We start from the raw sequence: 13,022 nt of genomic DNA, 5'->3' as shown, positions 1-13,022 counted from the left end.
TATCGGGTGGTTTGTCAGGCAGCACTTTGGCACTAAATTCTGGTTTGATTCTTCCGGTACCTGATAAATCAGCATTGAGTTTAGGCAATACTTATGTGCCGAACTTAGTCTTTTCGCGCTCTGCGATTGCCTTGGCCACACGTGCACCTGCATTACCAGATGGCGGGGATAGTGCTGATGACCGTACACAGATTGTTGATCCAGTCACCGGTTTAGCATTTGAAATTGCAGTTTACCGTCAATACAAACAAGTGGTTTATGAAGTCAGTTTGGCTTGGGGTGTTAAGGCAGTGACATCACGTCATATTGGCTTACTGTTGGGTTAATTATTAGGGCGAGCAATCGCCCTTATTTTTTGGAAATAAAAAAATGAATCCATTAAATACCGTCAAGATTAAAGATGGTGAAAGCTATCGCATCATCAATGAATCTGATTTCAAACATGGTCTACATGAGCTATGTGAAGGTGAGAAGTTGTCAGCACAGCCAAGTGTAGTCAGTGGCTCATCAACGGGCAGCACTAAAGCAGACTTAGAAAAGCTACAGATAGAAAACACCGATCTGATTGCTGATCTTAAAACTGCTTTGGATGAAAAAGACTTCCTCAAAAATCAACTTGCCAAAGCTATTGAGGATTTGGAATCCGAACGAGCAATTCACACAGCATTTATGAATGACGTTAATGCAATGCAGTCCCGTATTGATGAATTAACACAGCCTATTGGCTCTGGTGATGAAGTTGTAGAGCAAGTTGTCAATCAATCAGAGGCAGTAGCTAAACCTGCTGAAAATGATTATGCAAGTTGGACAGTGCCACAAATCAAAGAGTTTTTGGCATCCAAAGAAATTGGCTTTAAGTCATCTGCATCAAAAGATGAGCTTTTAGCACTCATTCCAAAGGAATAACCCTATGAGCTTTATCACTATTGAAGATGCGAACGAAATACTGGGGAATGACTTTGCACCTGATGGTGATAAGGCTCGTTTGATTCTGCTGGCTAATACTTGGATGAAGAAACATGCAGGTGTGGCCCCTGATCCTATACCCGATGAGTTAAAGATCGCCTCATGTGAAATCGTTAAAGGAATTCTGGCCAAGGCGATTTATAACGGTAAAACCCAAACTTTAAAGCGTGAAAAAGTCAAAGCCGATGGGGTTGAGTCAGAAGAGGAGTACCAGGAGGGCAGCGAATCCTTATCGAGTTTCGAGCAGATTGCTTTAGACCTGATTGCATCCGTTGTGGATGACAGCAAAGCATCGTCATTTGGCATATTTCTAACACGGGTGTGATATGGGATTAAGAGATAAGATTCAAAGCAAACTTGCCAAAGCATTTGATAATAAGCTTTCAGACGCCGTGTATTCATTTACATGTGAACGCATTATGAATGATGGGGCTTATAATCATGTGACTGGAAAATATGAAGATCAGGAAGTTTTTAAATATTCAGGTCGTGGTATTTTATTCGGTAGTTATAACCAGTATGAAGTTCAGACCTTAGGTGTGTTGGCTACAGATAAAAAGGCAACATTACTGCAAAATGAAGTTACTGCCGAGCCTTTGATTGGTGATGAGTGGGTGACAACTGAGGATAAATTCAAGATCATTCATAAAGGCCAAGATCCAGCCAAGACGATTTGGAGAGTGCAGTTGAGGGCGATGTGATATGAGTTGGACCATTAAACCCACCGACTTCATTAAAGAAATTGAAAGTGATCTATGTGATCTACAGAAGAAAATAGCAACCGATGCCCTACGTGGTGTTATCGAAGCATCACCTGTCGATTCTGGTGCGTTTAAGGGCAATCATCGATTAAGTATTAATGCTATTGATGAAGGCTTTGATCCAAACCTAAAAGATGCCTCCGGTGCTAACGCCTTAGCAAAAGGACTAAGTGTGCTTTCTAGCTTAGTACCTTACTCAGTGATCAATATTCAGAATAATGCGCCTTATGGTCCTGCACTGGAATATGGCGGCTATCCTAATCCTGTGAAGAAAGGGAGTTGGATAAAAGGTAAGAATGGCAAAGGCGGATACTATGCCATTAAGTCTGATAAGGGATTTAGTAAACAAGCACCACTTGGCATTTATGGCGTGACCTTTACTTTGATTAAAGAGAAATACAGATGATGACTCATGCCGAAGCCCGTAAGGTGTTTATGCAGCTTATTGATAGTTTTGATTATATTGATAAGGCCCAAGTTCTTACCCAAAACCAACCAATGAGGAATGGTCAAGCATTTGAACCCCCTAAAGAAGGCTTGTGGTGTCGAGTCTTTATTCGTAACGCACCGACATTTATTTCAGGGTTGGGTGATACTCCGTGTACTCGGACAGTGGGGAATTTAATCATTCAATGTTTTGATCGCATTGGAAATAGCACCGTAGCTTTAACGGATTTAGGTGATGCTTGGATAGAGCACTTACAGTTTAAGCATGTAGGGCAATTAGAAATCTTACAAGGTTCCGTCATTGATGTCGGTGAAAAAGAGGATTTCTATCAATTTAATGTGATTTTTGAATATCGGATTAATTAAGAGTTCGAGTTATAGTAACTGTTCTCTTTTTTAGTTGCCCTAGTCAATTTAATGTTCTGCGTTACCTATAAACTATTAAATAACTTAATATTTATCCTATCTCATATTAAATTATGTAATTGTCTTTCACAGTTGTTGCTTTTTCATAGTTGCTTAGTATACAAACATAAGCTTAAGTTTTAGATGTGTTCGCTGTGAAGCAAGACCAACAAACTAAAGTAAATAATGGTGATATAGATATATGCTAGTTAAGATAAACGATGGATATTTTGTTAACCCTAAAAATGTGACTTATGCGCGTTTGATTGAAAATGGTGGGCAAACGATGTTAAACATTCATTTTGTAGGTGGTGATAGAGTCGCTATAACCATTGATAAAGAGTCTTCTGAGGAGCAGGTCGGGAACATACTTCGTAAAGTTACAGAATAACAGTTATCGATAGGAACCACCTTTGGGTGGTTTTTTTACATAAAAAATTTAATATAATTAGTATGTTTTATTTATCTATAAGTATATATTAAACAATATTAATGAGCTGTAATTTTAATATAATAGGCTCTTAATATACTTAAATAATCCTAATAGAGATAAATTATGGGACTTGAAATTGGTAGTGTGGTGGTTTTTGTATTAGGCAGTCCAGAGATGATTGTTTATGCTATTTCTAAGAAAAAGATTAAGTGCAAATGGTTCTGTACGAAAGGAAAGTTACATACTTCGGAGTTTTCTAGAAGTGAACTTATTCCTACAGGACAAAAATTTAAAACAAATGGATTAGAAATTACGATTCACTAAGAATTTATTTTATTGATCGATAAAACTTTTAATAGGTGTCAAGCTTATGGATATTTGCATAGGTGGTTCTTGGAATAGGTTTAAGATATTAAAAAATCAGCTTTATGATAAGAAATTTTTTAGAGTTAAAATAAAAGGATTAAACACTGTAAGTATATATCAAAAAAGATTAGCAACAATCAAAAGAGTTAAATATATCTTTTGGGTTTTAGCCGATATTAATGATACTGAGGCTACTAAGTGTATTCAAAGTTATTTATTTAAGAGAGAAAAGCTTTTAATTTAATTTTCTAATTTTACTATGAAAGTTAAACCACCGAAAGGTGGTTTTTTTATGCCCAAAATAAGGAGACATCATGTCTAAAGGTAGTGCTCAAATTCTGCAATATGCAAAAGAAACAACTGTGGGAGTAACACCCACGACTTTTGCTCGACAAACAATTGCATTTACAGACCAATCATTAAACCAGACTGCTGAAAAGACAGAATCAGCATCAATCACGGATGGCCGTATTCAACAAGCCTCAATGATCACCAGTTCAGAATATACAGGTGATATTAGCTGTGAAGCGCAGTATGGGGCTTATGATGATTTTATTGCTGCTGCAGCATTTAATAAGTGGGAAACGGACAAACTTACATTTGGTGGTGACTTGCGCCAAACGATCAGTATGTTGCTTGGCTATAAAGATATTAAAAACTATCACACTTTCGCTGGTCTTCATGTCAACACATTTGGGATTGAAATTCCTGAAACCGGTCTAATTACGTTTAGCTTTGGTTTTATGGGAATGAAGCGAACAGTTGCTGCGACAGCACCGACTGGAACTATTACCAACGCTTCTACTAATCCCAAGCTGTCCAATATCTCAGTTGGTGAGTTATTGGTTAATGGCCTATCAGTTAAAGGTAAAGCCTGCATCGATTCATTCTCTTTTAACTGGGATAATTCAATGCAAGTTCAGCGCTGCTTAGGCGGTGGCTTAGAGATTGCAGCAATTCTAGAAATGATGGGTGCGGGTACTGGTAGCTTTAGTATGGCTTGGGCGGATGAGTCTGCGAAGTTGTACGAAAAGCAATTTACCAATGAGCTGATTTCTCTTGTGATTCCAATTGTTGACACGCTAGGCAACAAATATGAACTCAGTTTACCTAAGGTAGAAATCACTGCATCACTGGCTACAGGTGGGGCTACTGATATTTTGAAAAGTTCATTTGAATTTAAGGTTGTAGAACAAGCACCATTCTTGACTCGAACCCCAGTTAAAACTGGACCATAACAACATGCCGCCTTAGGGCGGTTTATTTTTTGGAATGAAAGATGAAAATTCAAATTGAAGAAAAGAAACCTATTGATGTGCCTAGCGAGTGGTGTGACTTTGAGGGGGCAAAGTTCTTAATTGCTGGATCAAGTAAGCCTGCTTTTAGACGTAAAATGGATATTTTAGGAGCTAAGATTGGTCAAGAAGTGAATGGGAATCGAAAGATTACAGACGAGTCAGCGGAGTCTATTCCATTTGAATACAACAAGGCATGTGCGGATTTAATATTAGATTGGGATGGCGTTGTAGATATCGATGGCAATCCAATTAAATACAGTGAAGATATGGCTGAGCAACTTTGCACACTGGCTGTAGATCCAGATACTAAAGAGAAACTCACAGGTGGTTTAATTCTGCTCATTAATGAGCAATCAGAACGCATTCAAGAGGAAGCTGATAAGCTGAAGGCTGAGACTTTGGGAAAGTCCAAGAACTCTACAAATGGTCAAAATTCAACAGTGAAGAAGAAGCAACGGAATACAACCTCAAACAGCAAGCCATAGCTGAAGCTCTTGGAAGACCGCAAGTTAAATCCATAGTAAGGCCTGAATATTCACACACTGCACAAGCCATTCTCTCTGCATACAACATAATTTCGCGATCGAGACAATATGAGCAAGGTATCCCGATGCCGATTGATCTATCAGCAATTACAGCATACTTGGAACAATACGAAGCGCCGTGTGAGGGTTGGATATTCAATGATTGCATTATCACTTTGGATAATCTTTTTTTAGAAGAGGCTTATCGGAAGAGGTAGGCCATCAATTAGAGTTACACGTGTAAGATAGAAACTATATTTATATGGTTTTCTTTAGCTCAAAACAAAACCCCGATAGTTGGCGCTATTGGGGTTTTTTGTTTCCAGATGAACCAGCAAGATCATAAGGAGAAAATATCAATGTCCTATAAAGATAACCGATTCACATTTAAATTTCTAGGAGTGTTTACTGTGGAGATTGTAAAAGTTACACCACATGAAGTTAGAAAAACCTTAAGGCTGACGGCATTTATCTTATTTGTCATGATTTTACTTGTGCGTCTCCCTGCTTATATTGAAGCAGTGAGATGGTGGTAGGTTGGATGATAGACATGGTTATTGGAGAATCTAGTTGTGGCTGAGAAAAATATTGAATTTGCTAGGACTGGCAACAGTGATGCAGTTAGTTTTTCTATAAGCATTAATTTTGTTGAAATATTCTGGCATCTTGTTGCCGCAATATTATTACTAAAGCTTTCTAAAATTGGCTTTCAATATCTCAAAATCTATTTAGGAGCAGATTGATAACAAATGTATCAATCAACTCCCTCAAAACCAATTTATTATCTGTGCGCCTTAGGCGCTTTTTTTACGCCTGAGGAAAAGTTATGACACAAGAATCTGTACTTAGGATTGCATTTGATTCAAGAGATGCTGCCAATGATGCAAAAGCATTTAACGTTCAATTAGAAAAAGTTCAAGATGGTGGTGAGAAAGCCAGTAAATCTGTTGAGACACTTGGCAAAACGGCATCAACAGCAGGTACATCAGTTAAAGGGCTCAGCACACATGTTGAGTTGAGTACAAAAGCATTATCTGACCAAACACATGCGGTTGATAAAAATGTTTTAGCAATGAAAAACCTAGCAAAGATTGTTGCTGGGTATATCTCTATTAGCAAAGGCATTGAAGCAGCAGATGGTTATACACAAATGGCTGCACGTATCCGAAATGCGACTACAAGTGCTCAGGAATATAATTTAGTTCAAGATCGCTTACTTGCAACTGCTAATACGACATTCCGTGCATTATCCGAGGCGCAGGAAGTCTATCTGTCTTTAGCTGGTGGCATGAAGTCTTTAGGGTATTCAACTAAACAAACGCTAGATTTATCCGATTCTCTATCTTTTGCATTTACCGCTAACGCCACGCGTGCAGATCAGGCACAGTCAGCTATGGACTCATTATCTAAGTCTATGGCCAAAGGAAAGATTGATGCTGATGCTTGGATTTCGATTGTTACAGGCGCTGATAATGTAATTGCTGATATGGCTAAGACGACAGGAAAGACTGAAACTGAAATTCGTCAGCTTGGTGCCACTGGTAAAGCATCACTAGAAGATTTAATTAAGACATTGGTTGCTACACGCGAACAAAACGAAGCTCTAGCCAATAACATGGAAAACAGTCTTAAAGATGGTCTTCAAAAACTTACCAATGAGACTACGGTGTTTCTAGGAAAATTAAATGAAACAACCAAACTTACAGGACATGCAGCTGCCGCGATTGGTTTCCTTAGTGAGCATATTGATAAATTAGCTATTGTTGGTGGGATTGCAGCATCGATCTGGGCTGGACGCTTAGCTGCTGCATTTGCAGAGAGTGCAATTAAGGCAGGTTGGAGTACTGCTGCAATTTTAACTCAAACTAGTGCAATGACAGCATCGGCAACAGCGGCAAAAAGCCTGTATCTAGCTGTAGGTGGACCAGTAGGATTAGCAGTTGTATTGGCAGGTGCAGCTGCATCAATGCTGATGTTTAGTAAAGATACTAATACAGCTACCAGTTCATTGGATCAACAACGTAAGAGTGTTTCTGATCTGACAGAAGAATATCAAAAAATGTCTGCCTCAAAATTAATCTCACATATTGAAGAGATTAATGACAAGATTGACGAGTCGGAGAAAAAGATTAATAAGGCACGACGGAGCCTTGTAGCTATGGTTGCTGGAAATCCTGAGTTTGTAACGGCTCAAGATATTAAGCGGCAAAATTTAATGCTGGATCAGCTCGAAAAGATTCAAAAACAAGGTAAAAGCACATCTGCAGCGCTTCAGGAAATTAACAACTCTAAATTATTCTCCAAGGCTGAAATTAAGGATACTCAGAAATTATTTTCTATTATGGAAGAAAGTAACAGTGAGCTATCTAAGAATATAGCTATGAGAGAATTGGCTAATAGTTCGTTAGATAAAGCTTCGGGTTTATATAGTGAACTTATAGACCAAAGCGAAAAACTTACAGTTGAGAATCAATTATTAAATAAGAGCCTTAATGATGGAAAAGAGAGTTTTAAGTTTATTACTGATTCACTTTTACAGTCCGCAGCCAATGCTGGTTTGTCAGCAGGTAAAATTAGCCAGTTAAAGCAATCTATTGATGAATACAACAAGGGGGCGCTTTCAGCAACTGCATTGCTTAAAGAATTTCAGAAGTACATACCGATTAGTGAGACAGATCTACGAGCTTATTTACAGTTGGCTCGGAATATCGAAGCTAATGAGAAATCTTTAGCCAAAAACCGCAATGAGTTAACACAAAATGATGCCTCTCAAAAAGCGTTTAATAAAACGCTGAACGACTCAAAAGTAGCTGGCGTAAATTCTGCTGATGGTTTGAAAGCAATTTCAACAGAGGCAGTGGTTACTTCGGAGAAGGTCAGAAACTTAGACAGTGAAATTCAGAAGTTTATTCAGAACTCTATGAATAATACAGCGTCCAATATTGAGCGTTTAAAACTATACAATTCAGGTCTTAATAAAGAAGCAGCTGATATCATTTTAAAAACTAGAGAGGCATCTGGATTCATTGGAACAGACCAACAGTTATCCCTTGGTACTATTGCAGTTATAGGCCAAGAGCTCTTGCTTCAGAATCAAGTTAAAAAAGTTGAGGAGGATAGAAAAAAACTTGAGGATGATAAGGCTCAAGCATTAGAGCGACAAACCAAGGCACATCAGGAACAAGCTGTTCTGTTAGCAGGTAATGACGAAAGAACACGAAACATGCTTCGTGTTTATCAGGCTTTTCGTAATGCTGGTTTAGGTGACAAGCAGGCACGAGTCATGACAGCACAGGTTGGTCGTGAAAATGATTTTGTTAGTAGTGCTATGTTTGGGAGTCATAAAGACCGTAATAACGGCTATACAAACACAGGATTTATTTCATGGCAAAAAGACCGATCTATTAACCTGATGAAGAGTCTACAAGGCCAAGGTGTTCTTGATAAGAATGGCAACATTCAACAATCTCAAGAAGCGTTGAATGCTATGGCCAAATTCTTAATGCAAGAGGTTTCAACAATAGGAGCTTATGGTAAAACTAAAAGCGCTCTAAATAACGATAATCTTAGCTATCGTGAACTGGAAAAAATTGTTGGTAAGAACTTTATTGCTTGGGATTACGATGGCAATAAACTTGGCTCAAAAACATCAGCTAAACATCTTAAGAAACAAGATGACTACTATACGAAATTGAGCAAAATTTTAGGGCAAGATCCTGATACGGCATTAGGCTCAATTAAGAATTTATCCAAGTATGAGGATGATGCCTATAAAGCCAGAGTTAAAACCGAGGAGGAGATTAAACAACTCCAAGCACAATATGATACTGATGCGATTAAGCGATCTAAGGCTCGTGATGATGAAATCAATAAAGCAACTATTCTCAATCAGCTTGATTTAATTCCAAAGATCAAACAGCGTTATGATGCCCAAGACACACTTGCTTCATTGCAGTTTGACAATGAGCTTAATGGCTACAAGTGGACTGAAGAACAGAAAATCAATTATCACAATGAAACTGCAAAGTTAATGTTGGATATTGACGGAGAGTATTCTGAGAAAGGCAAAATAGCGCTTAAAGTCTCACTTGATGCGCAACGTGATTTAGAGATATCTGCTTATCGCCGCCTCCAACAGGAGAAGATAAAGGAGTTTAGATCCACACTCGAACAGCAAACCGCTGAATACCAACGTATGTATTACGATGCTTTGGCGCGGTATTCAATGCCACAACCTGCCTTTAATCGCTGGGAGGCTCAGAACGCTTACAGTGATCAAATTGGTGCGGCTTGGGATAATAAGCAAAATGCGATTAATAAGGCTGATGAAAAAGACCCCAAAACTGATCAGTATTTAAATGATGCTAATACTCGCTATCAGATGTACCTAGAGGCTGAAAGGAATTATCAGGCACAACTTTTGGCGATTAAGCGGAAAGGGGTGCTGGATGAGCGAGATGTTATGATGCAAAGCCAGACTGATTATTTTGGTATGTATAATCAATTGTTGACACAAGCATCAACTGTTTGGGGTGGTATGACTCAGATGGTTCGGGATAGTGCGGGTGAGTCAAGTGCTGCATATAAGGCAATGTTTTTGGCGCAGCAAGCAATAGCAATTGGTCAGGCAATTATTAATACCGAAGTTGGGGCGACCGCAGCACTTAAAACTGATCCAACTGGATTCATGTCAATGATGACACGTGGAATGGGATATGCCTCGGTTGGTCTAATCGCAGCTCAAACCATTCAAGGTATGGCTCACAATGGTATAAATAACATTCCTAGAGAAGGCACTTGGTTGTTGGATGGTGGCGAGCGCGTTTTAAATCCTAAACAAAACCAAGATTTAACCAACTATCTTGAAAAACGAAATAATCCACAAGATCAAAGCCCAATGATTGAGCGTCAGCGTTTAGCTGCGATTGGGGAGGCTAAAGCAAGTCGAGCAGAAGTGCTGAGTGCACCAGTAACGGTATATGTGACAGTTCAAAGTGATGGATCTAGCGAAGTAAAAAGCGAGGGTGCATCAAAAGAGTTGGGGCTTATGATTGGTAATGGGGTTCGAAAAATGCTACTTGATGAGTGTAGGCAAGGTGGAATTATTGATAATGAGTTAAGACGAAGAGGTAGATGATAAATGGCTTTTCTCCCATTAAATTGATATTTTATAGGTACTTTGGGGAGTTCCTATAATGAAAAAATTATTATTTGCTGGTTTATTGGTGTTGGGGGTGACAGGGTGTATGAGTATGCCAACCCCAAGCACACCTATGACGAATGTTGTTGATATTGTTGCATTGAATGGACAGTCAAAAGATCAAATTTTTGAAAAGTCAAAAATATGGATCGCTAAATCATTTAAATCAGCAAATAATGTGATTCAATACCAAGATAAATCAACAGGGCAGATTATTGGAAAAGGGACTATTCCATTTCCATGTGATGGATTCATTGATTGTGGTGCATTTGGCCAAGATCGAGTGAATTTTACAATCCAAATTGATACAAAGGATAATAAGGCTCGTATATCATTCTCGGATATTACTGCAACATCATTAACCTATGTTAAGGGTGGTATGAATAATATTGGGGGCGAAAGACAAATATTAATTGTTGAGCACCAACAACGCATTGAGAGCAAATTAAAATTGATTGCTCAGCAGTACAAAGCTGATGTAATAAATCAGCAAACAGAGTCTAAAGACTGGTAATCAAACCAATAATTAATCCGCCGAAAGGCGGTTTTTTATTACCTAAACAAACATAAATATTCACATAAGGAGAAATCGACGTGAATCAACAAAGTAATGTTTTTAAACCAGTTATAGAAGAATTGGTTGGATTAACAATGAATAGTAATCGTGCAAATTTATTCATCCTTGGAAATCTTGTAGGCTTTATGGCAGAAAAAGGTGTGATAGATTTAGATGAATATCTAGAATTCACAAAAAATGCAAAAGAGCATATTGTTGGTGAAAGCAAAGATCAGGACGAGGCAAGATTAAAAGCAATTAACACTATGTTTGATATCCATCTCAACGACTTCAAGAGAGAGTAAAAAAAACACATTAGGGTGTTTTTTTGATGTTCATATTTGAAGGCTGCTCTTCGTTACTATTTGAATCCTCAACCCAAAAAACATCTTCGAATTTTTCACATACACCAGCTTTTCTGAGTTCGTTGTAAATGAGCAAGGCTCGGTATACGCTTAGATGTTTTCCTGCTTCTGCATCTTTTATATATCTGTTGAGAACGTGATTATTTGAAATAAATCCACATTTTTTAGCTAATTGATAACCTGTCATACCAGCTTGCTCTCGCAAAGTCGCGATATTATTTTTTCCAATCATTGAGATATACCGAAAAATCTTTCGTTCATTGTACTATAGGGGTAATTAGGATTATATAATCTATACACTTGCTATTATATTTAACTAACTGATGCTGGATCTAGAAGCTTAAATTGAAAGAGTGTGAAAATAATTCTGATTGGTTTGCTGCTTATTAGCATAAATTACCATTCTAATTTCTACCACTCATTTTGTAGCATGTATTCTCAGGGTCTCTATTTCTTTATTTTTTCATAATTTATTGATAAGTTAATCAAAATTATTGAGAGCAACAAATGTGCAGTTAAGTTTCAAGGAATTTAATAAACATCTCGAAGAGTTTAATAATGGTGGTAAAAAGCCCAGTGGCATTGTAATTGGTTATAAAACATATTCTGGTTTAATGAAGGAAGAGAAGTTTGTTTATCATGTCACTAGAGATAGGAGCAATTCGATGATTCGATACTATAAAGGGATTGAGATTAGAATTGTCGCTGAAAAGCATTACTTAAAGATTGAATAAGAGCACCATCTTCTGTTGGCGTTTTCTTACCTCCTTTGCTATTTTGTGAGCAATTTAGGGGGATTTATGAAAAGAATATTATTGGCGGTATGTTTATCTGTATTTAGCGTCGGTGTTGGTGCAACAGCTGAAGAAAGGTTAGTCATAAGCAGCGAGTATGAACGGGTAAGTTGGATAAGAAATCCTCGCATTAATTTTAATAATAATGATTTACAGGGATATGATCGAACCATTTCGGTCCACATTGTAACCTATACAAATGGCTCAATTGCTTCCACTAAAATAATGAAAAGTAGTGGATTAGAAAGTATAGATAAAAAAATTGTAATGGCGATTAAGCGGTCAAGAATTACTCCATATCTAAGAGATGGTACTTACTATCCTGTTTGAGCAAATCTCTGAAAGCCAGTTAAATCAAGATTTGCAAACAAAGGTGGGTCAAATTGAACTGATCGATGCCGAAATACCTAAGCTGCAGAAGGATATCAAGGACACAAGAGATCAGATTGCACAAGAAAGCAAAGACCGATTGAAAGAAGCGGATTTAATAAAGCAGGATGTTCAGAAGACCAAAGAGCAGATTGGTTTAGAAACTGAAGCTCGAATTAAAGATGCTGATTTAATTAAGCAGGATGTTCGGAAGACTAAGGAACAGATTGAATCAGAAACTAAGGATCGGAAGCAGGCAATTCAAGCTTCTGAAGATGGTCTGACTAAAATTATTGACCAGAAAAATAAAGACACGCTACATGTCGTAGATACACTTAAACAATCTACGGATGAAGGATTTGTTGCTGTTCAAAGTGAAATGAAACTGATCACAGATGGACAAAAGCTACTGTCTGAAAAGACTGAAGGAGTCTACGCACAACTGAACCCGCAGCTCGCTGGATCTACGACTGATATGGCGGGAAATGGTGAGATATTTGCAGGAACATGGTCACTGCAATCAGCGATGATCGAAGGA

16 protein-coding genes and 2 pseudogenes are annotated in these 13,022 nt (G+C 38.0%); 17 read left to right on the top strand and 1 reads right to left on the bottom strand.

What is annotated here, in order from left to right; all coding sequences use genetic code 11:
- The 15 genes and pseudogenes from Aru01_RS18385 to Aru01_RS16670 all read left to right on the top strand — a co-directional run.
- Positions 1 to 326 (top strand): annotated as a pseudogene (locus tag Aru01_RS18385) (P22 coat - protein 5 family protein); the annotation flags it as partial.
- 43 nt (positions 327 to 369) lie between these two features.
- Positions 370 to 906: a hypothetical protein gene (locus Aru01_RS16735; RefSeq protein ID WP_016656576.1), complete on the top strand. Its 537-nt coding sequence runs from the start codon at positions 370 to 372 to the stop codon at positions 904 to 906.
- 4 nt (positions 907 to 910) lie between these two features.
- The gene (locus tag Aru01_RS16730) at positions 911 to 1,291 is read left to right on the top strand and encodes a hypothetical protein (protein WP_016656575.1); all 381 of its coding nucleotides are present in this window, start codon (positions 911 to 913) and stop codon (positions 1,289 to 1,291) included.
- A gap of 1 nt (position 1,292) precedes the next feature.
- Positions 1,293 to 1,667: a hypothetical protein gene (locus tag Aru01_RS16725; protein WP_016656574.1), complete on the top strand. Its 375-nt coding sequence runs from the start codon at positions 1,293 to 1,295 to the stop codon at positions 1,665 to 1,667.
- Between the two features lies 1 nt (position 1,668).
- Positions 1,669 to 2,133, top strand: a complete 465-nt coding sequence (locus Aru01_RS16720; RefSeq protein WP_016656573.1) for a hypothetical protein — start codon at positions 1,669 to 1,671, stop codon at positions 2,131 to 2,133.
- Positions 2,130 to 2,540 carry a hypothetical protein gene (locus Aru01_RS16715; protein WP_016656572.1) on the top strand — a complete coding sequence of 137 codons (411 nt, stop codon included), beginning with the start codon at positions 2,130 to 2,132 and terminating at the stop codon, positions 2,538 to 2,540. The genes Aru01_RS16720 and Aru01_RS16715 overlap by 4 nt, the downstream gene beginning before the upstream one ends.
- A gap of 241 nt (positions 2,541 to 2,781) precedes the next feature.
- Positions 2,782 to 2,970 (top strand): hypothetical protein, encoded by a 189-nt coding sequence (locus Aru01_RS16710; RefSeq protein ID WP_016656571.1) that lies wholly within the window; start codon positions 2,782 to 2,784, stop codon positions 2,968 to 2,970.
- A gap of 165 nt (positions 2,971 to 3,135) precedes the next feature.
- Positions 3,136 to 3,336 carry a DUF2158 domain-containing protein gene (locus Aru01_RS16705; protein ID WP_016656570.1) on the top strand — a complete coding sequence of 67 codons (201 nt, stop codon included), beginning with the start codon at positions 3,136 to 3,138 and terminating at the stop codon, positions 3,334 to 3,336.
- A 46-nt stretch (positions 3,337 to 3,382) separates the two neighbouring features.
- Positions 3,383 to 3,622: a hypothetical protein gene (locus Aru01_RS16700; protein ID WP_016656569.1), complete on the top strand. Its 240-nt coding sequence runs from the start codon at positions 3,383 to 3,385 to the stop codon at positions 3,620 to 3,622.
- 70 nt (positions 3,623 to 3,692) lie between these two features.
- Positions 3,693 to 4,616, top strand: coding sequence for a phage tail tube protein (locus tag Aru01_RS16695; protein WP_016656568.1), 924 nt, complete (start codon positions 3,693 to 3,695; stop codon positions 4,614 to 4,616).
- A gap of 41 nt (positions 4,617 to 4,657) precedes the next feature.
- On the top strand, positions 4,658 to 5,161 hold the full coding sequence (locus Aru01_RS16690; protein ID WP_016656567.1) for a phage-derived protein YdaY family protein: 504 nt from the start codon (positions 4,658 to 4,660) through the stop codon (positions 5,159 to 5,161).
- 611 nt (positions 5,162 to 5,772) lie between these two features.
- Entirely contained in the window at positions 5,773 to 5,943 is a 171-nt protein-coding gene (locus tag Aru01_RS16685) for a hypothetical protein (RefSeq protein ID WP_155757963.1), read from the top strand.
- Positions 5,944 to 6,026: 83 nt separating this feature from the next.
- Positions 6,027 to 10,337 (top strand): tape measure protein, encoded by a 4,311-nt coding sequence (locus Aru01_RS16680; RefSeq protein ID WP_016656565.1) that lies wholly within the window; start codon positions 6,027 to 6,029, stop codon positions 10,335 to 10,337.
- 58 nt (positions 10,338 to 10,395) lie between these two features.
- Positions 10,396 to 10,914 (top strand): DUF4468 domain-containing protein, encoded by a 519-nt coding sequence (locus Aru01_RS16675; RefSeq protein ID WP_016656564.1) that lies wholly within the window; start codon positions 10,396 to 10,398, stop codon positions 10,912 to 10,914.
- Positions 10,915 to 10,994: 80 nt separating this feature from the next.
- The gene (locus Aru01_RS16670; protein WP_016656563.1) at positions 10,995 to 11,261 is read left to right on the top strand and encodes a hypothetical protein; all 267 of its coding nucleotides are present in this window, start codon (positions 10,995 to 10,997) and stop codon (positions 11,259 to 11,261) included.
- 10 nt (positions 11,262 to 11,271) lie between these two features.
- Here Aru01_RS16670 and Aru01_RS16665 read toward each other — a convergent pair whose 3' ends face one another.
- On the bottom strand, positions 11,272 to 11,553 hold the full coding sequence (locus tag Aru01_RS16665) for a transcriptional regulator (protein WP_016656562.1): 282 nt from the start codon (positions 11,551 to 11,553) through the stop codon (positions 11,272 to 11,274).
- Between the two features lie 568 nt (positions 11,554 to 12,121).
- Here Aru01_RS16665 and Aru01_RS16660 point away from each other — a divergent pair.
- Together Aru01_RS16660 and Aru01_RS16655 are read left to right on the top strand one after the other, a co-directional pair.
- Positions 12,122 to 12,445: a TonB C-terminal domain-containing protein gene (locus Aru01_RS16660; protein WP_016656560.1), complete on the top strand. Its 324-nt coding sequence runs from the start codon at positions 12,122 to 12,124 to the stop codon at positions 12,443 to 12,445.
- Positions 12,423 to 13,022: pseudogene (locus Aru01_RS16655) on the top strand (hypothetical protein); the annotation flags it as partial. The gene Aru01_RS16660 and the pseudogene Aru01_RS16655, both read left to right, overlap by 23 nt.

The sequence above is a fragment of the Acinetobacter rudis genome (genome assembly GCF_000829675.1).
Taxonomy (GTDB): Bacteria; Pseudomonadota; Gammaproteobacteria; order Pseudomonadales; family Moraxellaceae; genus Acinetobacter; species Acinetobacter rudis.
This window is presented reverse-complemented; position numbering and strand designations above follow the sequence as displayed.